Genomic DNA, 22327 nt, shown 5'->3' on the forward strand with positions numbered 1-22327 from the left:
TCGCTGCGGTCGGTCGGTCCCGGGACGGCGCGCTCCCCCTGGCCGGCACTGCCAGTCCCGCGCCGTCCCGGGCCGCTCGGTCCCCCGTGGTCCGTGGGCGTCCCGCTCATGACGCCTCCCCGAATGCCAGGTCGCTGGCGAGCACGGCGGCGCCGGCGACGCCGGCACGCGGGCCCAGCTCAGACAGGACGACCGGCAGGTTGCCGGTGGCCAGCGGCAGCGAGCGGCGGTAGACCACGCTGCGGATCTCGGCGAGCAGGATGTGCCCGAGCTGGGCGAGCCCGCCGCCGATCACGATCATCGACGGGTTGGTGAAGCTGACCAGGCCGGCCAGCACACTGCCGACCCGCCGGCCACCGTCCCGGATGAGCTGGATGCAGGTGACGTCCCCCTCGGCCGCCCCCTGCGCCACGTCCAGCGCGGTCACCGCGCCGCGCGCCGCCAGCCGCTCGGCGAGCGCCGGGGAGACCTCGGCGCGGGCCGCGGCGGTGGCCTCCCGGGCCAGCGCCGCGCCGCTGAAGACGGCCTCCAGGCAGCCAAGGTTCCCGCAGGAGCACATCGGGCCGTTCGGGTCGACCTGGATGTGGCCGATGTCGCCGGCGCACCCGTCGGTCCCCCGGTAGACCTCCCCGTTCAGGTAGATGCCGCAGCCGATGCCGGTGCCGATCTTGATGAAGAGGAAGTCGTCCACCGAGTGCGCGACGCCGCCGTGCCGCTCGCCGATCGCCATGATGTTCACGTCGTTGTCGACCACCGCCGGGCAGCCGTGCTCCCGGGTGAGCAGCTCGCGGACCGGGAAGCGGTCCCAGCCGGGCATGATCGGCGGGGACACCGGCACCCCGTCCCGGAAGCTCACCGGGCCCGGCACGCCGATGCCGACCGCGTCGAGCCGCTCGTACGCACCGTCCACCTTGGCCTTGTGCAGCAGCTCGCTGACCCGCTGGAGGGTCACCTTCGGCCCGGAACGGATGTCGGCCGGCTCGGTGTAGGCGACCACCGGTTCCAGCCGGCCGTTCACCACCTCGACGTCGATCGAGCTGGCGCCCAGGTCCACCGCGGCGAAGCGCAGGTGCGGGCTCAGCTCGACCAGAGTGGACCGCCGGCCGCCCCGGGAGGCCGCCAGTCCGGCCTCGGCGACGTAGCCGAGGCCGACCAGGCGCTCCAGCTCGGCGAGCAGGCGCGGGCGGGGCATCTGCAACCGGTCGCCGAGCTCGGCGCGGGAGACCGCGCCCTCGTCCCGGAGCAGTCGCAGGAGCTGTACGTGCAGGGGGTCCACCGTCCGCACCGGGACTCACCTCCGCATCGGAGTCGTTCACATCGACGCAATGGCGATGTGTCGTGTCCGACACAGTAGGAGGCTTCGGGGCGACGTGTCCATAGCTTCGGCACATCCAGTCCAAACTTTTGTCAATCTGAGCAAAAGCAGGAGTGGATCTAGAAAAACACTCCGCCCCCGTCACGCGGGCGCGCGGCAGGGGCGGAGCGGGGCGTGAGGGTCAGCGGCGGGTGGCCGAGTTGCGCTTCTTCCTCAGCTTGCGGTCGTCGCGCAGCTCGACGTAGGGCTCCTTCCCGGCGGGGTGCCCCGCCTCGATCGCCCGGCTGCGCTCCAGCTCCGCGTCGAACTCGGCGCCGAGCAGGATGGCGATGTTGCTCAGCCAGAGCCAGACCAGGAAGATGATCACGCCGGCCAGCGCGCCGTAGGTCTTGTTGTACGCGCCGAAGTTGCCGACGTACAGGGCGAAGAGGCCGGAGACGACCAGCCAGATGACCACGGCGAGCACGCCGCCCGGGCTGACCCAGCGGAAGCCGCCGTGCCGGGCGTTCGGCGAGGCCCAGTAGAGGATCGCGAACATCAGGCTGACCAGGATGAGCAGCACCGGCCACTTGGCGATGTTCCAGACGGTGACGGCCGTGGAGCCGAGCCCGATCGCGTTGCCGGCCTGCTCGGCGAGGCCGCCGGTGAAGACCACGATCACGGCGCTGGCCAGCAGCAGCACGCCGATCACGGCGGTCACCCCGAGCCGGATCGGGAGGGTCTTCCAGATCGGCCGCCCCTCGGGGACGTCGTAGATGGTGTTGGAGGCCCGCATGAAGGCGGCGATGTAGCCCGAGGCGGACCAGAAGGCGGCCAGCAGACCGATGACCGCCGCCAGGCTGGCCAGGCCGCCGGACCTGCCGGCCTGCTCGATCGCGGTGTCGATGATCCGCTGGATGTTCTCCTCCGGCACCGCCTGGTTGACGGTGTCCTTGACGCCCTCGGTGGCCCGGTCGCCGAGCAGGCCCAGCACCGAGATGAGCACCAGCACGCCCGGGAAGATCGACAGCACCCCGTAGTAGGTGAGCGCGGCGGCCCAGTCGATCAGGCTGTCCTCCTGGAACTCCCGGACCGTACGCTTCAGCGTCGCCACCCACCCGGTGCCGGACAGCTCCGTCGGGCTCTCCGGCCCCTCGTCCGGCCCGACCGGCCGGTCCCGGTCGCGCCCGTCCCGGGCGGAAGACTCGTCGGCGGCCATCGCCCCTCCCTCGTCGTCGGTGTCGCTTCCCGAGATGCCCGACGACCAGGCCGGTTAACCACCTACTTGTAGAGCAACCTCCCCATCCGCCGGGAGGCGAGCGCCAGCATCCCGCCGGTCAGCACGACCAGGTAGGCGACGTCCAGCAGCCAGGACCAGCCGGACGCGCCCACGCAGATGCCCCGGATCAGGTGCACCGACCGGTACAGCGGGGTCAGCTCGACCACCCAGCGCAGCACCGCCGGGTACGCCTCGGCCGGCACGAACGTGCCGGAGAAGAGGAAGAGGGTGAACTGCGCCGACCCCATCAGGTCGAAGTCCTGCCAGCTGCGCATCAGGGTGGAGACCGTCATGCCGAGCGCGCCGAAGGCGAAGCCGACCAGCACCGCGGCCGGGAAGGCGGCGACCGCCCGGGCCGCGGTGGTCAGGTCCAGCACCACCATGATCACCAGGAAGGCGGCCGAGTAGAGGCTGCCCCGGATCATCGCCCAGCCCAGCTCGCCGAGCGCGATCTCGAACGGCTGCACCGGGGTCGCGATGATCCCGTCGTACAGCTTCATGTACTTCATCTTCCCGAAGAAGTTGAAGGTGGTCTCCGACAGCGCACCGCTCATCGCCGACGAGGCCAGCATCGCCGGGGCCACGAACGCCGCGTACGACACCACCTGCCCGCTGGGCAGGGTGAGGTCGCCGACCAGCGCGCCCACCCCGACGCCGATCGAGAAGAGGTAGAGCACCGGCTCAAGGAAGCCGGAGAGCAGCACCAGCCAGTAGGCGCTCCTGAGCGCGGTCAGGTTGCGCTCGGCCACCGACGCGGAGCGGCGCGGCGCCCCCTCGAAGCTGACCAGCCGGGGCAGGACGAGACCGACCACGGAACCCTCCCCTAGACGACGAGCGAGCGACGGAACACCCGCCGGGCCAGCAGCCAGCCGGCGACGGACCAGGCGACGAGGTAGAGCAGGTGACCGGTGACCGACCACTGCGGAGCCACGCCCAGCGTGGCGGCCCGGCACAGGTCCACGCCGTGCCAGAGCGGGGTCAGGTACGCGAGCTGGCGCAGACCGCCCGGCAACTGCTCCACCGGGAAGAACACCCCGGCGAAGAGGGTCATCGGGATGATCGCGAAGCGGAACAGCAGCGCCAGGTAGCTGTCGCTGGGCACGGCGGCGCTGAACGCGAAGGTCGGCGCGGCCACCGCCAGGCCGAGCAGCAGGACCACCGCCGGGACGGCCAGCGCCCACGGCGACCGCACCGCCCCGAAGAGCGCCGTCACCAGCAGGAACGCCACCGTGCTGGTGAGCACCCGGAACAGCACGAAGGCGAGGTGGCCGGCGACGATGTCGCCGATCCGCAGCGGCGCTGCGACCTGGGCGTGGTAGGTCCTGATCCACTTGAAGTTGCTGTGCACCGGCCAGGTCGACTCGGAGACCGCGACCTGGAGCGCGGTCGAGGCGATCAGCCCGGGGACGAGCCAGTCCAGGTAGGGCACCCCGCCGACGCCCTGGTCCACGTACGCCCCGACGCCGACGCCGAACCCGACCACGGTGAGCACCGGCAGCAGGAACGAGGAGAAGACGCCGGCCCGCCAGGTGCGCCGGTAGCCGACCAGGTAGTGCGCCAGCACCGCCAGCGCCGGCACCCGGGCCACGCCCGGCCCGGCCCGCTCCGCCACGCTCACCTCAGACCACCCCCGCTCGCCGCCCACTCCGGCCTTCCTACCGCCGGGGTACGACAGGCCGCCGGCCACCCTACGACGTGCACCCGGCGACCGTCGTGCCGGTTTTCCCGGCGGGCCGGGTCCGGTGTTGGGAACGGCCTCTCCCCCGGGACCGCCGGTTCACCCGACGAGCGTCCCCGCCGGGTCCGGCTCGCCGACCACCGCCAGCCACCGCCCGGCCGGCCGCGGGCCCCCGGCGCGGCGACGCACACCACCTCGGACGGTCGACCGCGATCGGTCACAGTCCGTCACCTGAAAGTCGACGAACGACAGGTGCTGCCGCTCCCTTTGCTCTGCAGCCACGGACGCAGCAGGCACGCAGAGTGAGGTGCTGCGTCCGTGGCTGCAGAGCAAAGGCGGCGTGAGGGGTGGTGCCGGCTGGCGGAGGTCGGTCAGAAACACGCAGCTCAGCGGGACTGCGAGGCGGGTGGGCCGGGTATGTCCTGATCCTTGGCAGCGCCGCACGATCACGCTGTGTGCAAGTCGGCGCGGATGGCGGCCATGTCACTCTGCGTCAAGGGACAGGCAGCGGTCCTGCGCCGGGGAGGGCAACGGGACCGATCGCCGCTACGGCCGCTCGGCGACCCGGGCGACGAACACGCGCCACGCGCCGGGGGCGAAGGCCAGCACCGGCCCGTCCGGGTCCTTGGAATCGCGTACGGCGACCACGCCGGGGAGATTGTCGGCCACCTCCACGCAGTTGCCGCCTTGGCCGCTACTGCGGGTGCTCTTGCGCCACTGGGCACCGGTCAGGTCCATGTCTCCGCCACTTCCGCTATCAACTCAAGGGACTGCTGCTGCGATAGTGCCTCGCCGCGGATCGACTCCCACACCTCGACCATCTGCTGCACGAAGTCGGCCCGGTCGATCACCTGCCCGTGCCGCTGCCCCTCCAGGTAGACCACGTCGTCGCCGCCGGGCAAGGTGGCGATCACGAAGGGTCCGGCGAGCCCAGGGTACGCGCCAGCCGACATCGGCACGACGTGGATTCGGACCCGGGGCAGGTTTGAGCCCAGCTTCACCAGGTGCCGCAACTGCTCGCGCATCACGTCAGGCCCACCGACGCGACGGCGCAGCACGTACTCGTCCACGACGACGCTGAGCAGCGGCGGCCGGTCGCGGGTGAGTATTGGTTGGCGGTCCAGGCGGGTCGCCACCTGCCGCTCAATCTCGTCCGCAGCGAACAGCCCGCCGCCAGCATGGATGGCGTGTGCATATCCCTCGGTCTGCAGAAGACCGGGAACGCACAGCGGCTCGAACGTGCGCAGCGCCGTGGCCTCCTGCTCGATGCCGGCCCAGTCGCGGAACCAGGGCACGACCGTCTCCCGGCTGATCCGGCGCTGGATGCGCTCGAACCGGCCGTCCGCCCCGAAAACCGCGTCGCACCGGCGGGCGAAGTCCAGGCTCGGCCGGCGCTCGCAGGTCTCCACCTTGGCGACCAGGGCGCCCGAATAGCTCAGGGCCTCGGCCAGCGCGGTCTGGGACATGCCGCTCGTGGCCCGCGCGAGCCGTAGCTCCTCCGCGAAGTGGTCCAGCATGGACGAGAGTTCCACGGACAGCCTCCGTACATCTTCGTACCGCCTGGCGTGGGCCGCCGTACGCGCTGGTCGTCGGCGCGCGGGACCTCCCACCGTAGTCGGGTCCTCAGCAGACTGTCACGCAGCGGAACCGCTCCCGGGATCGGACGGCGGGCGGAACCAGGCCGGGGGCGCCGGCGCACAACGAGGTCCGCAGGCGCCCCCATCCCACCTGACCCGGAGGCCCACCTCGATGCGACTCAGATTCTGGCGCTGCCGGCGCCCGGCACCGCCCACTCCGCTCCCCCGGCGTACGCCCAACCAGCGCCCGACGTGGGCGACCGCCCCGACGGAGGTCTTCCCGGTCGACGGCCCCGGACGCCCGGGACGGCTGACCCGCGCCCAGGAGTGGCGGGCGAACGGCGGTCGCCGGGTGCCGTCGCCGCGTCGCGGCGAGGAGGGCATGAGCTGATGCCCCGCTACCGCCCGCACGTCGCGGCGCGCCCGTCCTGGCGCTGCCGGGTGTGCGGCGCCGCGTGGCCGTGCTCCCCGGCCCGCCTGGCGCTGCTCGGGGAGTACCGCGAGAACCGGACCGACCTGCTGATCTACCTCGGCACGCTCATGGGCGAGGCGATGACCGACCTCGCCGCCCTGCACGGCGCCGCCCCGGAGAACCTCTCCGACCGCTTCGTCAGCTGGGCGAGGACCCGGTGATCGTTGGCGGTGTTCAGTCCACCAGGGTGCGGCCGGTGAGGTGCAGGAAGACGTCCTCCAGGCTGCTGCGCCGGACCAGGACGCTGGCCGGGACCAGGCCGCGCGCGGCCACCTCGGCCACCGCCGCGTCGCCGTCGGCCACGTAGAGCAGGATCCGGTCGGGCAGCACCTCGACCCGCTCCCCCAGCCCGTCCAGCTTGCCGGCGAACGCCTCCTGCGAGTCGGCGGCGAAGCGCAGCTCCACCACCTCCCGCGTGGAGTGCTCCTCGATCAGGGCGCGCGGCGACCCCTCGGCCACGATCCGGCCGCCGTCCATCACCACCAGCCGGTCGCAGAGCTGTTCCGCCTCGTCCATGTAGTGGGTGGTGAGGACCAGGGTGACGCCCTGCTGCTTGAGCCGGAACAACCGCTCCCAGACCAGGTGCCGGGCCTGGGGGTCGAGCCCGGTGGTGGGCTCGTCGAGCAGCACGATCTCCGGGTTGTTGACCAGTGCGCGGGCGATGGTCAGCCGGCGCTTCATGCCGCCGGAGAGCGGCTCCACCTTGCTCTCGGCGCGCTCGGCGAGCTGGACGAAGTCGAGCAGCTCGGCGGCCCGCTCCCGGGCCACCCGGCGCGGAATGCCGAAGTAGCGGGCGTAGGTGGTGAGGTTCTCCCGGACGTTCAGCTCGGGGTCGAGGTTGTCGAGCTGCGGGCAGACGCCGAGCCGGGCCCGGATCGCGGACCCGTCGCGGACCGGGTCCATGCCGAGGATGCGCAGCTCACCGCCGGAGGGCGGGGAGATGCAGCCGATCATCCGCATCGTGGAGGACTTGCCGGCACCGTTCGGCCCGAGGAAGCCGAACGCCTCACCGGGGCGCACCTCGACGTCGATGCCGTTGACGGCGGTGAAGTCGCCGAACCGCTTCACCAGCCCCCGGGCCTGGATGAGTGGCTGCGCAGTGGTCACCGGCCGACCCTAGCCGCCCGGTCCGACAGCCTCGACCGGTTAACCGCCCATGCCCGCACCGCACACTGAGAGTAACTTCGGTTACGATGCGTATCCGCCAACGGCCGCAGTCAATGCCGGATCAATCGGGCATTGTGGACAGATCCTTTTCGGACGTGGCGTGATTCAAGAAGTGAAGAGCATTCGCCCTCCCCGTATCGCGAAAACCACTCTGAATACGAGTGCGCTGAGTAATGGGAGCGCTATTTTCGTCACGTAATGCAATCGCAATCGACAATGTTCCCATCGTGTGTGCGATTCGCGTATCGTGCCCCCTCGTGTCGCCCGTTCGCTCCTCCGACGGCTCCCCTCCGACGCCCCGGTCAACCGGTGCGCAGACCCCGGCGTCCGACGTGGACGTCGACCCGGTGTCGCTACCGCCCGACGAGGGAACGGTCGGCGACCCGGTCTGGGCCGACGACGGACCGATTGGCGCGCACCACGACACCCGGGAACTGGCGGCCCGGTTCGAGGACGAGAAACCGGGCCGGGTGCTGTCCGGACCGGTCGGGCTGCTGTTCACCGGCGTCACTGTCGCCATCGCCCTGCTCGCCCTCTGGCAGGTCTTCTTTCCGCTTCCGCAGGGCAGCAAGTACTACCTGATCTTTTTCCTGGCCGGCGTACTGCCGATGGTGTTCCTGGCGTACCCCTCGGGAGTGCGCCTGCCCCGGCGCTCGGCGAGCGCCCCGGCGGCGGACGACGCGGCGGACGCCGGCGGGTCACCGGACGGCCCGGCGGAGCGGCGCGGCCCCACCCCGGTCGACTGGCTGCTCGCCCTCGCCGCGCTGGTGAGCTGCCTGTACCCGGTGCTGCCGGTGACCATCGGCGCGGGCGGCGGCGGGTACGACGCCTTCCTCGACCGGCAGGGCCTGCTGGACCCGCTGGACGTGGCGATGGGCACCGCGCTGCTGCTCCTGCTGCTGGAGGCGTGCCGGCGGACCACCGGCTGGATCCTCCCGGCGGTCTGCCTGCTCTTCCTGGCCTACGGCTACTACGGCGGCCTGCTGCCGCAGTCCTGGCCGGTGGCCCACGCCGGGCTCGACTTCGGGCAGCTCGTGGACGCGTTCTACAACTCCGACAGCGGCTTCTACGGCACCCCGCTGGACGTCGCCGCCTCGTACATCGTGCTGTTCACCATCTACGGGGCGGTGCTGGACCTCTCCGGCGCGGGGCGGTTCTTCGTGGAGCTCTCCGCCGCCGCGTTCCGCCGCTCCCGCACCGCCCCCGGTCGGACCGCGGTCGCCTCCGGCTTCCTGCTCGGCACCGTCTCCGGCTCCGGCGCGGCCACCACGGTCAGCATCGGCGCGGTCACCTGGCCGATCCTGCGGCGCGCCGGGTACCCGCCGGAGCGGGCCGGCGGGATGCTCGCCGCGGCCGGCGTCGGCGCGATCCTCTCCCCGCCGACGCTGGGCGCCGCCGCGTTCATCATCGCCGAGTACCTGGGCGTGTCGTACCTGCAGGTGCTCGGCTGGGCCACCGTCCCGACGATCCTCTACTACCTGGGCATCCTGCTCTCGGTGGAGATCGACGCCCGGCGCTCCGGGGTACGCCCCGTGGTGATCGCCACCGGGTCGGCCTGGCGGCTGCTGGCCCGCTTCGGCTACCACTTCCTCTCGCTCATCGTGATCATCGTGGTGCTCGCGACCGGCGCCTCGGCGACCCGGGCCGTGGTGGTCGCCACCGTGCTCGCCGCCGCGCTGTCCTTCCTGGACCGGCGGCACCGGCTCACCCCGGCCCGCCTGGTCGAGGCGCTCAGCGGCGGCGTACGCGGGGTGCTCGCGGTCAGCGCGGTCTGCGCCGCCGCCGGCATCATCACCGCCACCACCACCAAGACCGGGCTCGGCCCGCAGGCCGCCGCGCTGCTGGTCAGCGGCGCCCAGGCGGTCAGCTCCGAGCCGGCCGTGGTGCTGGCGCTCACCGCGCTGCTCGCCGCCGTCGCGCTCACCCTGCTCGGCCTGGCCGTGCCGGTCACCGCCTCCTTCGTGATCGGCTGGGTGATCATCGGCCCGGCGCTGCTGAACCTCGGCGTCACCGCGCCCGCCGCCGCGATGTTCGTCTTCTACTTCGCGGTGCTGTCCGAGGTCTCCCCGCCGACCGCGCTCGCCGCGGTGGCCGCCGCGGCGGTGACCGGCGGCCGGCTGGTCCCGACCATGTGGCAGACCCTGCGGTACGCGCTGCCCGCGTACCTCATCCCGATCGCCTTCGTGATCACGCCGACCGGCCTCGGGCTGCTCGGCATCGGCGGGCCGGAACGGATCGCGGTGGCCGCGGTGGTCTCCGCGGTCGGCGTCACCCTGCTGGCGGTCGCGGCGGGCGGCTGGCTGCCCGGGATCGGACCGGCCGGCGTGCCGGAGCGGATCGTCGGCGCGCTCGCCGGGCTGTCCCTGCTCTGGCTGGAGCCCGTGCCCGTCACCATCGGCGCGCTGCTGGCCGTCGTGCTGGTCGCGGGCGTGTTCGTACGACGGAGGACCGCCGGCCGGGCCGGCGCGTCCCCGGCAGTCCCATCCGGAACCCCTGGGGAGGAAATTCAGTGAGTCGGATCGACGTACGGATAGCCGCGGGCATCGGGGTACTGGCCCTGATCACGGCGGGCACCGCCGGGTGCGGGGGCCGGCAGAACGGCGCGGCCACGGACGACGCCGCCAGCGAGATCACCTGCAAGGTCACCAAGGACACCCGGGTCGGCATCGCCACCGGCAACGCGACCGGGGTCTACTACGTGGTCGGCAACGCGCTGGCCGGCCAGCTCTCCGGGGCCACCGACGGCAAGCTCACCGGGACCGCCGCCGAGACCGGCGCCTCGGTGCAGAACGTCGAGCAGCTCGTCGCCGGCCAGTACGACGTCGCCTTCTCGCTCTTCGACACCGCGGTCAACGCGGTCCAGGGCAAGGGCAGCTTCACCTCGCCGCAGCCGGTGCAGGCCCTCGCTCGGATCTACGACAACTACACGCAGGTGGTCGTCCGGGCCGACGCGGGGATCAACTCAGTCGCCGACATGAAGGGCAAGAAGGTCTCCACCGGCTCGCCCAAGTCCGGCACCGAGGTGATCGCGAACCGGCTGCTCACCGCCGCCGGCCTCGACCCGGCCAAGGACATCCAGGCGCAGCGCCTCGACCTGACCAAGACCGTCGACGGCATGAAGGACGGCAGCATCGACGCCTTCTTCTGGTCCGGCGGGGTGCCCACCGGCGGGGTCACCGACCTCTTCACCACCGCCGGCGACAAGGTCAAGTTCCTGGACATCAGCCCGCTGCTGCCGAAGATGGCCGAGCTCAACCCGGCGTACCAGGCGGGCACCATCGGCAAGGACGTGTACAAGACCCCGGCCGACACGCCGACCATCGTGGTGCCGAACGTGCTGCTGGTCCGGGACAACCTCGACGCCAACGTGGCCTGCGCGATCACCCGGACGGTCTTCGAGAAGAAGGACGCGCTCGCCCAGGCCAACCCGGCCGCGAAGGGCATCAGCCTGGAGAACGCCCGCAAGACCGACCCGGTGAAGCTGCACCGGGGGGCGGAGAAGGCGCTCAAGGACCTGGGCGCCGCCTGATCCCACGACGCCGGGCCCGGACGACGCGTCCGGGCCCGGCACCCCCACGCCGATCCGGGAGACCTCCGTGCCGCTGCCCAGCCCGGCCCGCGTACGCCGGCACCACCGCTCCGCGGACCGCACCGAACGCCTCTGGTCGGTACGCACCCAGCTGCTCACGCCGATCCTGGTGGCCACGGTCGGCCTGGTGGTGCTCGGCGCCGCCCAGACCGACGCCGCGCTCGACGCCTCCCGGGACGCCGACCGGGCCCGGGTGCTCGCCGGCACCGCCACCGCCACCGTCCGGCTGGTGCACGAGCTGGAACGCGAGCTGGGCGAGACGGCGGCCCTGCGCCAGCGCGGCGGCACGGCCGGCCGGCCGCTGGTGGACGCCCAGCGGCGCCGGGTGGACACCGCCGTCGACCGGTACCGCAGCGCCAGCGCCGACGCGCGCCGGGCCGCGCCGGACCTGAGGCCCGTGCTGAACGACGCGGACGGCCAGCTCGAGCAGCTCGAACCGAACCGCCGGCTCGCCTTGGCCGGGGACAGCGCCGACCCGACGTACGTGACGTTGGTCGAGTCGCTGCTCGCCGTCGCCGACGCCCTCCCGGCCCAGCTGCGCGACGCCGACCTGGCCAACGGGGCCCGGCAGGTGGCCGCCGTGGCCGCCCAGGAACACCTGGCGTCCCTGGAACGGGACCTGCTGCGCGGCGTCTTCGTGCGGGGCAGCCTCGCCCCGGGCGAGCTGGCCGGGCTCGCCCGGCTGCGCGGCGCCCGGGAGCAGCGGCAGGCCGAGTTCCTGCGGATCGCCACCGGCGGGGCCGACGCCGCCTGGTACCGGGTGGTGTCCGGCGCCGACGTGGAGGCCGCGCGCCGGATGCGCGACGGGGTGCTGGACACCGACGGCGCCGCGGCGGCGGTGAAGGCCGACGGTGACGCCTGGTACGTGGCGCAGAGCGGGACGATCCGCCGGTACAACCTGCTCGGCCGGGAGCTCTCCGAGAAGCTGGACCGGGACGCCGGCGCGCTGGCCCGTACCGCCCGGCAGCGGGGGCTGCTCACCGCCACCCTGACCAGCGCGGTCGCGCTCGGCTCGCTGGTCACCGCCCTGCTGCTGGCGGTCCGCACCAGCCGCCGGTTGCGCCGGCTGCGGGTCGCCGCGCTCACCATGGCCAACCGCGAGCTGCCGGAACGGATCACCGCGATCGCCGCCGGCGACGGCTGTCCCGGGGACGGCACGGCGAGCAAGCTGACCGCCGGCATCCGCCGGGGCCGCGACGAGGTGGCCCAGGTGGCCGAGGCGTTCGACACGGTGAACAAGGCCGCGCTGCGGCTCGCCGGCGAGCAGGCCGAGCTGCGGCTGGACGTGACCCGGATGGCGGAGGCGCTGGCCCGGCGGATCCGTACCCTGATCACCCGCCAGCTCCGCCTGCTGGACGAGTTCGAGCGCGAGGAGACCGACCCGGACGCGCTGGCCCGCTTCTTCGCGCTGGACCACCTCGCCGCCCGGCTGCGCCGCAACGGCGAGAACCTGCTGGTCCTGGCCGGTGGCGAGCCGGGCCGCGGGCACGAGGGCGCGCTGCGCCTCGACGACGTGGTCCGCGCGGCGGCCTCCGAGATCGAGGACTACCCCCGGGTGGAGGTCGACGTGCCGACCGCGGCGGTGCACGGCACGGCCGTCGGCAACCTGGTGCATCTCCTCGCCGAGCTGCTGGAGAACGCCACCGTCTACTCGCCGCCCGACTCGACGGTGCTGGTGGACGGCCGGCGTACGGTCGACGGGCTCACCCTGCGGGTGCACGACCAGGGCATCGGGATCAGCGAGAGCCGGCTGGCGGCGATCAACGAGCGGCTGGCCTCGCCGGCCACCCTCTCCAGCGCCGCGGCCGGCAGCATGGGCCTGCACGTGGTGGCGCACCTGGCCGCCCGGCACGGGATCCGGGTGCAGCTGCACGACACCGGCAACGGCATCGTCGCGCAGGTGGAGGTGCCCGAGAGCGCGCTGACCCGGGTCGAGTCGGTCACCCGGCGGCCGGCCGCCCAGCGCCGCCAGCTCACCGGGCGGGGCGTGCCCTGGTTCCGCCCGCGCGCCGACGGCCGCGACGTGGTGAGCACCCCACCCACCCCGGCCGCCCTGCACCACAGCCCCACCGTGCCCATGCCGATCGCCGGGGCCGCCCCGGCCGCCGCCGCCCGGGGGGTGGCCAGCGTGCGATCGGCCGGCGGCGCGCTGCTGGCGCCCCACGCCACCCGGGTCCGCCCCGCGGACGCCCCCGGGCTGCCGCAGAGCACCGCGACCGGCCTGCCCCGACGCACCCGGGGCGGCCAGCTCCCCGCTCCCCTGCCCAACACCGCGGCACCGCCCCGCCCCGAGGCGGACCTGCTCGACCCCGAGGTGGTACGGGCTCGCCTGTCCGCCCTCGCCGAAGGCGTGGCCACCGCGATGCGCCGTGCCCCGAACACCACACCCAACGGGAGACCCAGATGACCTCATCCGTGACCGCCGGACTCGACTGGCTGCTGGCGAACTTCGCCGAGCAGGTGCCGGACGTGTCGCACGCCCTCGCGGTGTCCGAGGACGGGCTGCGGCTGGCCGCCTCGCCGGACCTCTCCCCCGACCAGGTGGACCAGCTCGCCGCGGTGATCAGCGGCCTGGCGAGCCTGACCGTGGGCGCCGCCCGGCTGATGTCCGCCGGCCGGGTACGCCAGCAGATCGTCGACATGGACGGCGGCGTGATGCTGGTGATGGCGGTGGGCGAGCGGGCCCTCCTCGGCGTGCTCGCCGCACCCGGCTGCGACCTGGGCCAGATCGGCTACGAGACGGCGACGCTGGTGCAGCGGGTGGCCGAGGCACTGGAACCGGCGGTCCGCCGGTGATCCGCCGCCCCCTGCGGCTGGTGGCCGCGCTCCTGCTGGCCGTCGTCGTCGCCGGCTGCGGCGCGGCGAGCGCCGGCCCGCAGGGGTGGCACGGCGGGCGGATCTTCCTGGCCACCGGCAACACCACCGGGGTCTACTACCAGCTCGGCGGCGGCTACGCCGACGTGATCAGCCGCCACCTGCCCGGCTACGAGGCCCGGGCCGAGCCGACCGGCGCCTCGGTGGAGAACATCAACCGGCTGGCCAGCGGCGACATGGAGATCGCCTTCAGCCTGGCCGACACGGCGGCGGACGCGGTCGCCGGCCGGGGCGCGTTCGACGGGCAGTCGCAGCCGGTGCGGGCGCTGGCCCGCATCTACAGCAACTACACCCACGTGATCGTCCGGGCCGACGGGAAGATCAAGACTTTCGCCCAGCTACGCGGCAAGCGGGTCTCCACCGGCTCGCCGAAGTCCGGCACGGACATCATCGCGGGCCGGCTGCTGACCGCCGGCGGCATCGACCCGGACCGGGACATCCAGCGGCTGAACCTGTCGCTGCCGGAGACGGTGAAACGGATGCGAGCGGGCAGTCTGGACGCGATGTTCTTCTCCGGCGGCCTGCCCACCCCGGGCATCAAGGACCTGCTCTCCAGCGCGCCCGGCACGTTCCGGCTGCTGCCCATCGCCGACCTGATCGAGCCGCTGGCCGCCAGCTACGGCACGGTCTACACCACGTCGTCGCTGCCGAAGGAGGTCTACGGCACCCCGAGCGCCACGCCGACCATCACCGTGTCGAACGTGATCCTGGTGCGGGCGGACATGCCGGACCAGCTCGCGTACGACCTGACCCGGCTGCTCTTCACCTACCAGGGTGAGCTGATCAAGGTGCATCCGGAGGCGGCCAACTTCACCCGGGAGAGCGCGTCCGGGACGGGCCCGATCCCGCTGCACCCGGGCGCGGACCGCTACTACCGGAGCGGCTGACGCTCAGACGTCGGCGGGGGTGGTGGCGGCGCGGGCGGCGGCGATCAGCCGGTCCGTCTCGGCGGCCACCGCCTCGTCGTCGGCCGGCGTGCCCGCGTCGTACCGGACCGTCCAGGTCAGCCCGTCGACGCCGGACACCCGGCGGGCGGCGATCCGGCCGGCGCCGCCGGGCACCGGGTGGTGCGCGGTGTACGCCACCGAGCGGGTGACCCGCGCCCGCACCTGGTGCGGCAGGTCGCCCGGGTCGAGCAGCAGGTAGGTCTCGGCCGGGCAGTCCGCCACCACGAGGTAGCCGTCCCGCTCGGTGACCCGCTCGGCGGGGGTGACGGTGAGCTCCCGGCCGGACCAGACGGCCTTGAGGATGTCGTGCCAGCCGATCCGGTGCCCCCGGCCGGGCAGCCAGAGCCCGAGGTTGCTGGCCACCACCACGCCGTCGCCCTCGCCGTTGCCGGCGGCGGCCCAGGCGAGCACCCGCTCGTCGGGGGCCAGCGGCGGCCGGTCGGCCGGTGGCAGCTTCGGCTTGCGGTTGAACAGTCCCATCACAGCCCTCCGGCGGCCTGCTCGCGCAGCGCCCGCGCGTGCTGCTCCAGCGAGAGCAGTTCCCCGAAGAGCGCGAAGTACTCGTCCTTGTTGCTCACCGGGTTGATCCGCTGGATCTTCGACTTGAGGTCCTTGATCCGGCCGGTGACCGAGCCCCACTGGAGGCGGGCCATGGTGACCGAGACGTACCGGGGGTCGGGCTCGCCGTCGATGCGCAGCGGCTCGACCGCCAGCTCGCCGACGAGCGCCTGGGCGGCCAGGTCGTCGCAGGCGTCCCGGACCTGCTCGATCCAGACCGCGCCGCCGGTGGCCGTCGCCGCCCCGCCGGCCGCCGCGACCGCCGCCCGGACCACCTGGTGCACGGGGTGCCGGTATTCCGCCGCCTCGACGGCGTCGAACATCGGGCCGGCGAGCACGGGCTCCTGCAGGGCGAGCTTCAACGCCTCCCGCTCGACCATCGACTGCGGGCTGTCCACGGCCGGGGCGGCCGGGCCGGGCCGGGCCCGGGCGGCCGCCTCGCCGGCCGGTTGCCCGTTCGCGGCGGCCAGCACGGCGCGCTGCACCGGCTCGATCTCCATGCCGAGGTCACCGGCGAGCTTGCGGACGTACTCCGGGCGCTTCTCCCGGTCCTTGATCTTGGCGACCAGCGGGGCCGCGCGGCGCATCGCCTCCACCCGGCCGTCGACCGTGTCCAGGTCGTACCGGTTGATCACGTGGCGGAGCGCGAAGTCGACCAGCGGCTCCCGGCGGGCGACCAGGTCGCGGACCGCCAGGTCGCCCTTGGCCAGCCGCAGCTCGCAGGGATCCATGTTGTCGGGGCTGACCGCGATGAAGGTACGCCCGACGAAGCGCTGGTCGTCCTCGAAGGCGCGCAGCGCCGCCTTCTGCCCGGCGGCGTCCCCGTCGAAGGTGAAGATGATCTCGCCGGCCACCGCGTCGGTGTCCATCAGCAGCCGGCGCAGCACGCCGATGTGGTCCGAGCCGAAGGCCGTGCCGCAGGTCGCCACGGCGGTGGTCACGCCGGCCAGGTGGCAGGCCATCACGTCGGTGTAGCCCTCGACCACGACCACCTTGCCCTGCTTGGCGATCTCTCGTTTGGCCTGGTCGATGCCGTAGAGGACGTGCGACTTCTTGTAGATCGGGGTCTCGGGGGTGTTCAGGTATTTCGGGCCGTCGTCGTCGTCGAAGAGCTTGCGGGCGCCGAACCCGATCACGTCCCCGGTGAGGTCGCGGATTGGCCAGAGCAACCGTCGGCGGAACCGGTCGATCAGGGTGCCGGAACGGGACGGCCGGGACAGCCCGGCTGTGACCAGCTCGTCATGGCTGAAGCCCTGCTGGCGCAGGTGCCGGGTGAGCAGGTCCCAGGCGTCGGGGGCGAAGCCGCAGCCGTACCGTTCGGCGGCGGCCCGGTCGAAGCCGCGCTGGGCGAGGAACTCCCGGGCCGGCCGGGCGCCGGCCGTGGTGAGCTGCGCGCGGTAGAACTCCACGGCGGCGGCGTGCGCGGCGACCAGCCGCTGCCGCTGCCCCTGGTGCGGCCGGGTACGCGGGGCCGCGCGGTCGTCCTCGACGTACCGCAGCTGGATGCCGGCGCGGGCGGCCAGCCGCTCGACGGACTCGACGAAGCTCAGGTGCTCGGCGTCCATCAGGAACTTGATCGCGTCGCCACCGGCCCCGCAGCCGAAGCAGTACCAGACGTTGCGGGCCGGCGAGACGTTGAACGACGGGCTCTTCTCGTCGTGGAACGGGCACAGCCCCTTGAGGTTGCCGCCGCCGGCCGACTTGAGGGTCACCGTGTCGGAGATGACCTCGGCGATCGAGGTGCGCTCGCGGACCAGCGCGATGTCCTCGTCCCGGATCCGGCCAGCCATCTCCGCCACCTCCTCGGCGTACATCCTGCCCTGCCGGACCGACGATCCGGCGATCGGGGGGACGGGCGTGTGGCGGACACCGCGCGTCGACCGCCGCGCCGGGCGGGCCGGCACGGCGGTCGGTCGTCAGGCGGAGCGGCCCGCGTCGCTGGTCGCACCGCCGTGCGCCACGGCTCGGTCAGCCTCGCCGATCCGGGGGAAGGGCTCGATGGAGAAGACCACCTCGACCGGCACCTCGAAGTACGCGGCGATCCGCAGCGCCAGGTGCAGGCTGGGCCGGAACTCACCCCGCTCCAGGTAGCCGACGGTCTGGTAGTGCACGCCCAGCGCGTCGGCGAGCTGCCGGCGGGAGATGCCCCGCTCGGCGCGCAGCACCGCGATCCGGTTGTGCACGGTCTCGCTCATCGACGCCCTCTCATCCGACCCGCTGCATGGCGCGCTCCCGGCGCGCGGCCACCCGCGAGCCGGACTCCCGACGGGCCATCCGGCGCAGCACGACCGGCGCCAGCACCAGCCCGAGCACCGCCCAGGCGCCGAGCACGCCGAGCGTCTCCAGGTGCCGCCAGGAGCCGCCGAGCTCCACCGCGGCCATGCTGTCGGGCAGCAACGCCGAACGCATCCCCAACCCTAGCCAGTAGATCGGGAAGACCTGGGCGACGGCCTGCAGCCAGCCCGGGTAGCCGTTGATCGGGTAGAAGATGCCGGAGAGGGCGATCAGTCCCATGTTCGGCAGCATGACCAGCCCGAGGTTGCGCGGGTTCTCGATCAGCGAGCCGAGGACCGCGCCCATCGGCAGGGTGGCGACCAGGCCGAGCACCGCCACCCAGAGCAGGGTGAGCCAGGCGGAGGCGCTGGTGACCCGCAGCCCGTCCAGATAGAACAGCGCCGGGACGAGCTGGAGGAGCATGCTCACCAGCGCCACCGTCGACATCAGCGTGATCTTGCCGATCAGGTAGCCGAGCATCCCGTTCGGGGTGGCCTTCGCGCGCAGCAGGGTGCCGTCCTCCCGCTCGATCACCAGCTGCGAGGCGAGCACCAGCATGCCGCCGAAGGCCAGGCCCATGCCGAGGGCGCTGGGCAGCGTACGGGCGCCGAGGGAGAACGAGGTCCCGGGCACCGTGGAGCCGCGCATGAAGAACATCGTGACCAGCAGGGCCGCGGTCGGGAAGAAGTAGTTCCACAGGTCCTGGCCGTTGGTGAAGGTGTTGCGCAGCTCGATCACGCCGCGCTGGAGACCGGCCCGGACGGCCGTCACGGTCGGGTTCATCGGTCGCTCCCCTGCCACACCCGGGCGGCCCGGCCGGTCCGGACCCCCGACTCCTCCTCGTAGACCAGTGCCATGTACGCGTCCTCCAGGCTGGCCCGGCGGACCTCCAGCTCCTGCACCGCGTCGCCGTACTGGCGGAGCAGGTCGCGGAGGAAGCCGGTGGCGTCGGCGGCGGAGTGCACGAAGCGCTCCCCGTCCCGGGTCCAGCGGATCTCCGCGTCCCCGGCGACCCGGCGGGCCAGCTCGTCCGGCGAGCCGTCGGCGACGATCCGGCCGCCGGCCAGGATGAGGATCCGGTCGGCCAGCTTCTCCGCCTCGTCCAGGTCGTGCGTGGTGAGCAGGATGGTGGTCTCGTCGAGGTCGGCGAGACGGTGCACCAGCTCGTGGAACTCCCGCCGGGCGGCCGGGTCGAAGCCGACCGTCGGCTCGTCCAGGAAGAGCAGCTCCGGGCGGCCCACGATGCCGACCGCCACGTCGAGCCGGCGGCGCTGGCCGCCGGAGAGCTGGTGCACCCGCTTCTCCGCCTGCGCGGTCAGCCCGACGGCGTCCAGCAGCTCGTCGACCGGCCACGGCCGGCGGATCCGGTCGGTGGCGTACGGGGCGTAGAAGGTGCCGAGGTGGACGAGCACGTCGCGGACCCGCCACTTGCCGTGGTCCCGCCAGGACTGGAGCACCACGCCCATCCGGGCGCGCCAGCCCTCGTCGCCGCGGGCGGGGTCGACGCCGAGGACACGGACCTCCCCGGCCGAGCGCATCCGGAAGCCCTCCAGGATCTCGATCGTGGTGGTCTTGCCGGCCCCGTTGGGCCCGAGCAGGGCGAGAACCTCGCCGCGCCGGGCGGTGAGGTCGACCCCGTGCAGCACGTCGACGGTGCCGTACCGCATGCGCAGGTCGCGGACGTCGAGGACCAGGTCCTCGTCGGGCGGGTGGGGAGCACTGACGACTCCCGGCAGTTCGACCGCAGTCATGCCGCGAAATGTAGCATCTCTACTACATGTCGAGGTACACCCACTCTCGCGGCCGGGGCGGGACCGGTGGCGGATCTTGGTTACGGTGGGCCCCGCGACCGGGAAGGGGACGCCGGATGGCCGACGACACGGAGCTGACCATCGCGCTCGCCGAGTACGAGCACCTGCGCGAGCTGAGCCGCACGGTGCACGACCAGTCCACCGCCCGGTTCACCTTCTTCCTGGCGGTGGCGTCCGGGGCGACCGCGGTGTCGGCCGGCCTGATCACCACCGGGCGGCCCGGCGACCGGGTCGGGCCGGCCGTGCTGGCCGGGCTCGGGCTGCTGGTCCTGCTGCTCGGGGTCTTCGTCTTCGCCCGTCAGGTCGAGCTGAACGACCGGGGCCGCCGGTACGCGGTCGCCGCCACGGTGCTCCGCACCTACCTGGCCCGCCGCGCGCCCGGGCTGACCCCGTTCATCGTCATGCCGACGCTGGACGACCCGGGGCCGTTCGCCCCCGAGCCGTTCCACCGGCACTGGTTCCGGGACCTGGTCAGCCAGGCCGGCATGATCGCGCTGGTGAACAGCGCGCTGGTCGGCCTGGCCGCCACGCTGGCGGTGCTGCTCGCCGGCCCGGCCTGGCTGGCCGCGCTGGTCGCGGCGCTGGTCGCGCCCGGCTCGGTCGCCGTACACCTGCGGGTGATCCGCCGCCGCGTCGCCCGCTCCGCCGGGCACGTCGGTGCGGTGCTCGACCGCCGGGCCCTCGCCGTCCCGGACCCCGCCCCGGCCGGCGGCGAGCCCGCGGGCGGCCCCCCGCCGGCCCGCCCCTGAGATACGCGCCGCGGCGGGGCGACCGGGTGTAAGGCGGTCACCGACGGGCACAACCGGCCCATGTCGGGTACGAGCAGGGCCAGGGTCCCCTACCAACCGGCCCTGGACGGTCTCCGCGCGCTCGCGGTCGCGGCCGTCCTCGCCTTCCACGGCGGGGTCGCCGCCCTGCCGGGCGGTTTCCTCGGGGTGGACGCGTTCTTCGTGCTGTCCGGTTTCCTGATCACCTCGCTGCTGCTCGCCGAGCACCGGGACACCGGCCGGGTCGACCTGGTCGCGTTCTGGGGGCGGCGGGTGCGCCGGCTGCTGCCCGCGCTGCTCCTGCTGCTCGTCGTGGTGCTGCTGGTCTCCCGGGAGGTGCTGCCCGGCACCGAACTCGGCGCGCTGCGCTGGGACGCGCTGGCCGCGCTCGGGTACGTGGCCAACTGGCGGATGGCGAACCGGGACGGCGACTACTTCGCCGCCACCGGCAGCCCGTCCCCGCTGCAGCACACCTGGTCGCTCGGCATCGAGGAGCAGTTCTACCTGCTCTGGCCGCTGCTGCTGATCGCGCTGCTGGGCTGGACGGCCCGGCGGGACTCCGGCCCGTTCCGGCGCCGCGCCGTGCTGCCGGTCGTCCTGCTGGGAGCGGCCGGCTCGGCGCTCGCGGCCGCGGCGCTGTTCGCCCCGGGCGCGGTGGACCGGGTCTACTACGGCACCGACACCCGGGCCGTCGCCCTCCTGGTCGGCGCCGCGCTCGCCGTGCTGCTGGCCCGGATGCCGGCCGCCGCCCCCGCGCCGCGAAGCCATCCGGCCCCGGCACCCGGCCGGCCGGCCCGCCACCCGGTCCTCGGGGCGCTGGCGTTGGCCGGGGCGGTGGTGACCGGCTGGTTCTGGGCCACCGCCGGGGGCGGCGACGGCTGGCTCTACCGGGGCGGCCTGACCGTGGCCGCCCTCGCGGTGGTCGCGGTCATCGCGCACGCCACGGTCAGCCCCGCGTCCCCGACCGCGCGGCTGCTCGCCCTGGCGCCGCTGGTCTGGCTCGGGCGGATCTCGTACGGCGTCTACCTCTGGCACTGGCCGCTGTTCCAGTGGCTCACCGCCGAGCGGACCGGGCTGGCCGGGATCGCCCTGCTCGCCGCCCGCTGCGCGGTCACGCTGGCCGTCGCCACCGGGTCGTACCTGCTGGTGGAGCGACCGATCCGCCGGGCCCGGCGGCTGCCCCGCCCGGCGCCGGCGGTGGCCGGTACGGCGGTCGCCGGGGTGGCCGCGGTCGCGGTCCTCGGCACCGTGCCCCCCGCCCCGCTCCCCCGCCCGGCGATCGCCCTCGACGCCCCCACCCCGACGGCCGGCGCCGCCGGCTCCCCCACCGCGGTGCCCCCGGTACGCCGCCCGGGGCGCGAGCCCGGCCAGCCCCGGGTGGCCTTCCTCGGCGACTCCGTGGCCTGGTCGCTCGGCAGCTACCTGCCCGAGCAGGAGAAGCTCGCGGTCAGCGTGCGGGCCGTGCAGGGCTGCGGCATCGCCCGGCTCCCGGAGCTGCGCTACATCGGTGAGCCGCACCCCAACTACCCCGGCTGCGAGCACTGGGACGACCGCTGGCGGCGGGGCGTCCGGGCCGACGACCCGGACGTCGCGGTGATCCTGCTGGACCGGTGGGAGCTGATGGACCGCAAGCTCGACGGGCGCTGGCAGCACGTCGGCGAGCCGGCATTCGACCGGTACCTCACCGGCGAACTGGACCGGGCGATCGACATCGCCGCCGGGAAGGGCGCGCACGTGGCGCTGCTGACCGCGCCGTACACCCGGCGGGCGGAGCGGCCGGACGGCGGGCTCTGGCCGGAGGACGACGCGGCGCGGGTGGACGCGTGGAACCGGTTGCTGCGCGCGACGGCGGACCGGCACGGCGCCACCGTGCTCGACCTCAACCGGCGGGTCTGCCCGCAGGGCCGCTTCACCTGGGAGGCCGGCGGGGTCCGGGTACGCAGCGACGGGCTGCACTTCACCCCGGAGGGCGTGCAGCAGTGGATCGCCCCGTGGCTGCTGCCGCAGCTCTACCGGCTGGCGGTGCGCGGAGCGTGACCG

21 protein-coding genes are annotated in these 22327 nt (G+C 73.7%); 9 read left to right on the top strand and 12 right to left on the bottom strand.

All coding sequences use genetic code 11. From position 1 onward, the window contains the following. Window positions 1–106: 106 nt before the first annotated feature. From ACGFI9_RS36350 to ACGFI9_RS36375, 6 genes are all read right to left on the bottom strand, one after another. Window positions 107–1285 (bottom strand): ROK family transcriptional regulator, encoded by a 1179-nt coding sequence (locus tag ACGFI9_RS36350; protein WP_393185479.1) that lies wholly within the window; start codon window positions 1283–1285, stop codon window positions 107–109. Window positions 1286–1496: 211 nt separating this feature from the next. Further along, window positions 1497–2513, bottom strand: coding sequence for a YihY/virulence factor BrkB family protein (locus ACGFI9_RS36355; protein WP_393185481.1), 1017 nt, complete (start codon window positions 2511–2513; stop codon window positions 1497–1499). Between the two features lie 62 nt (window positions 2514–2575). Next, window positions 2576–3385, bottom strand: coding sequence for an ABC transporter permease (locus ACGFI9_RS36360; RefSeq protein ID WP_393185483.1), 810 nt, complete (start codon window positions 3383–3385; stop codon window positions 2576–2578). A gap of 11 nt (window positions 3386–3396) precedes the next feature. After that, entirely contained in the window at window positions 3397–4191 is a 795-nt protein-coding gene (locus ACGFI9_RS36365; protein ID WP_393185485.1) for an ABC transporter permease, read from the bottom strand. Between the two features lie 606 nt (window positions 4192–4797). Beyond that, window positions 4798–4989 (bottom strand): DUF397 domain-containing protein, encoded by a 192-nt coding sequence (locus ACGFI9_RS36370; protein ID WP_393185487.1) that lies wholly within the window; start codon window positions 4987–4989, stop codon window positions 4798–4800. Beyond that, on the bottom strand, window positions 4980–5783 hold the full coding sequence (locus ACGFI9_RS36375) for a Scr1 family TA system antitoxin-like transcriptional regulator (protein WP_393185489.1): 804 nt from the start codon (window positions 5781–5783) through the stop codon (window positions 4980–4982). The genes ACGFI9_RS36370 and ACGFI9_RS36375 overlap by 10 nt, the downstream gene beginning before the upstream one ends. Before the next feature lie 217 nt (window positions 5784–6000). Here ACGFI9_RS36375 and ACGFI9_RS36380 point away from each other — a divergent pair, with 217 nt between their 5' ends. Beyond that, entirely contained in the window at window positions 6001–6219 is a 219-nt protein-coding gene (locus ACGFI9_RS36380; RefSeq protein WP_393185491.1) for a hypothetical protein, read from the top strand. Further along, the gene (locus tag ACGFI9_RS36385; protein WP_393185493.1) at window positions 6219–6461 is read left to right on the top strand and encodes a flavin reductase; all 243 of its coding nucleotides are present in this window, start codon (window positions 6219–6221) and stop codon (window positions 6459–6461) included. Before ACGFI9_RS36380 ends, ACGFI9_RS36385 begins: the two co-directional genes overlap by 1 nt. 13 nt (window positions 6462–6474) lie before the next feature. Here ACGFI9_RS36385 and ACGFI9_RS36390 read toward each other — a convergent pair whose 3' ends face one another. Beyond that, complete coding sequence (locus ACGFI9_RS36390; RefSeq protein ID WP_393185495.1) at window positions 6475–7407, bottom strand: ABC transporter ATP-binding protein; 933 nt, start codon at window positions 7405–7407, stop codon at window positions 6475–6477. 392 nt (window positions 7408–7799) lie between these two features. On the opposite strand from ACGFI9_RS36390, the gene ACGFI9_RS36395 reads away from it, so the two are divergent. From ACGFI9_RS36395 to ACGFI9_RS36415, 5 genes are all read left to right on the top strand, one after another. Beyond that, window positions 7800–9980: a TRAP transporter permease gene (locus tag ACGFI9_RS36395; protein WP_393185531.1), complete on the top strand. Its 2181-nt coding sequence runs from the start codon at window positions 7800–7802 to the stop codon at window positions 9978–9980. Next, complete coding sequence (locus tag ACGFI9_RS36400) at window positions 9977–10996, top strand: TAXI family TRAP transporter solute-binding subunit (protein WP_393185497.1); 1020 nt, start codon at window positions 9977–9979, stop codon at window positions 10994–10996. The genes ACGFI9_RS36395 and ACGFI9_RS36400 overlap by 4 nt, the downstream gene beginning before the upstream one ends. A gap of 67 nt (window positions 10997–11063) precedes the next feature. After that, on the top strand, window positions 11064–13463 hold the full coding sequence (locus ACGFI9_RS36405; protein ID WP_393185498.1) for a nitrate- and nitrite sensing domain-containing protein: 2400 nt from the start codon (window positions 11064–11066) through the stop codon (window positions 13461–13463). Continuing rightward, window positions 13460–13852, top strand: a complete 393-nt coding sequence (locus ACGFI9_RS36410; protein ID WP_393185500.1) for a roadblock/LC7 domain-containing protein — start codon at window positions 13460–13462, stop codon at window positions 13850–13852. Before ACGFI9_RS36405 ends, ACGFI9_RS36410 begins: the two co-directional genes overlap by 4 nt. Beyond that, window positions 13849–14817 (top strand): TAXI family TRAP transporter solute-binding subunit, encoded by a 969-nt coding sequence (locus ACGFI9_RS36415; RefSeq protein WP_393185502.1) that lies wholly within the window; start codon window positions 13849–13851, stop codon window positions 14815–14817. Before ACGFI9_RS36410 ends, ACGFI9_RS36415 begins: the two co-directional genes overlap by 4 nt. A gap of 3 nt (window positions 14818–14820) precedes the next feature. Here the strand turns inward: ACGFI9_RS36415 and ACGFI9_RS36420 are convergent, their stop codons facing one another. The 5 genes from ACGFI9_RS36420 to ACGFI9_RS36440 all read right to left on the bottom strand — a co-directional run bounded on the left by ACGFI9_RS36420 (window position 14821) and on the right by ACGFI9_RS36440 (window position 19460). Beyond that, window positions 14821–15357 carry a hypothetical protein gene (locus ACGFI9_RS36420; RefSeq protein WP_393185504.1) on the bottom strand — a complete coding sequence of 179 codons (537 nt, stop codon included), beginning with the start codon at window positions 15355–15357 and terminating at the stop codon, window positions 14821–14823. Continuing rightward, window positions 15357–17249 carry a DNA primase gene (gene dnaG / locus ACGFI9_RS36425; protein WP_393185506.1) on the bottom strand — a complete coding sequence of 631 codons (1893 nt, stop codon included), beginning with the start codon at window positions 17247–17249 and terminating at the stop codon, window positions 15357–15359. The genes ACGFI9_RS36420 and dnaG overlap by 1 nt, the downstream gene beginning before the upstream one ends. 102 nt (window positions 17250–17351) lie before the next feature. Then, complete coding sequence (locus tag ACGFI9_RS36430) at window positions 17352–17630, bottom strand: helix-turn-helix transcriptional regulator (RefSeq protein WP_393185508.1); 279 nt, start codon at window positions 17628–17630, stop codon at window positions 17352–17354. A gap of 10 nt (window positions 17631–17640) precedes the next feature. After that, window positions 17641–18492: an ABC transporter permease gene (locus ACGFI9_RS36435; protein ID WP_393185510.1), complete on the bottom strand. Its 852-nt coding sequence runs from the start codon at window positions 18490–18492 to the stop codon at window positions 17641–17643. After that, window positions 18489–19460, bottom strand: coding sequence for an ABC transporter ATP-binding protein (locus ACGFI9_RS36440; RefSeq protein WP_393185511.1), 972 nt, complete (start codon window positions 19458–19460; stop codon window positions 18489–18491). Before ACGFI9_RS36440 ends, ACGFI9_RS36435 begins: the two co-directional genes overlap by 4 nt. A gap of 116 nt (window positions 19461–19576) precedes the next feature. On the opposite strand from ACGFI9_RS36440, the gene ACGFI9_RS36445 reads away from it, so the two are divergent. Together ACGFI9_RS36445 and ACGFI9_RS36450 are read left to right on the top strand one after the other, a co-directional pair. Continuing rightward, window positions 19577–20269, top strand: a complete 693-nt coding sequence (locus ACGFI9_RS36445; RefSeq protein WP_393185513.1) for a hypothetical protein — start codon at window positions 19577–19579, stop codon at window positions 20267–20269. Window positions 20270–20329: 60 nt separating this feature from the next. After that, on the top strand, window positions 20330–22324 hold the full coding sequence (locus ACGFI9_RS36450; RefSeq protein ID WP_393185515.1) for an acyltransferase family protein: 1995 nt from the start codon (window positions 20330–20332) through the stop codon (window positions 22322–22324). Window positions 22325–22327: the final 3 nt, after the last annotated feature.

Origin of the sequence: Micromonospora sp. NPDC048930, assembly GCF_043197935.1 — a bacterium.
Lineage (GTDB): Bacteria > Actinomycetota > Actinomycetes > Mycobacteriales > Micromonosporaceae > Micromonospora.

Excerpts from the sequence above, each read along its gene's own strand:
- ACGFI9_RS36355 (WP_393185481.1), bottom strand. The coding sequence starts at position 2,513 with ATGGCCGCCGACGAGTCTTCCGCCCGGGACGGGCGCGACCGGGACCGG.
- ACGFI9_RS36370 (WP_393185487.1), bottom strand. The coding sequence starts at position 4,989 with ATGGACCTGACCGGTGCCCAGTGGCGCAAGAGCACCCGCAGTAGCGGC.
- ACGFI9_RS36380 (WP_393185491.1), top strand. The coding sequence starts at position 6,001 with ATGCGACTCAGATTCTGGCGCTGCCGGCGCCCGGCACCGCCCACTCCG.
- ACGFI9_RS36385 (WP_393185493.1), top strand. The coding sequence starts at position 6,219 with ATGCCCCGCTACCGCCCGCACGTCGCGGCGCGCCCGTCCTGGCGCTGC.
- ACGFI9_RS36410 (WP_393185500.1), top strand. The coding sequence starts at position 13,460 with ATGACCTCATCCGTGACCGCCGGACTCGACTGGCTGCTGGCGAACTTC.
- ACGFI9_RS36420 (WP_393185504.1), bottom strand. The coding sequence starts at position 15,357 with ATGGGACTGTTCAACCGCAAGCCGAAGCTGCCACCGGCCGACCGGCCG.
- dnaG (WP_393185506.1), bottom strand. The coding sequence starts at position 17,249 with ATGTACGCCGAGGAGGTGGCGGAGATGGCTGGCCGGATCCGGGACGAG.
- ACGFI9_RS36430 (WP_393185508.1), bottom strand. The coding sequence starts at position 17,630 with ATGAGCGAGACCGTGCACAACCGGATCGCGGTGCTGCGCGCCGAGCGG.
- ACGFI9_RS36435 (WP_393185510.1), bottom strand. The coding sequence starts at position 18,492 with ATGAACCCGACCGTGACGGCCGTCCGGGCCGGTCTCCAGCGCGGCGTG.
- ACGFI9_RS36440 (WP_393185511.1), bottom strand. The coding sequence starts at position 19,460 with ATGACTGCGGTCGAACTGCCGGGAGTCGTCAGTGCTCCCCACCCGCCC.
- ACGFI9_RS36445 (WP_393185513.1), top strand. The coding sequence starts at position 19,577 with ATGGCCGACGACACGGAGCTGACCATCGCGCTCGCCGAGTACGAGCAC.
- ACGFI9_RS36450 (WP_393185515.1), top strand. The coding sequence starts at position 20,330 with ATGTCGGGTACGAGCAGGGCCAGGGTCCCCTACCAACCGGCCCTGGAC.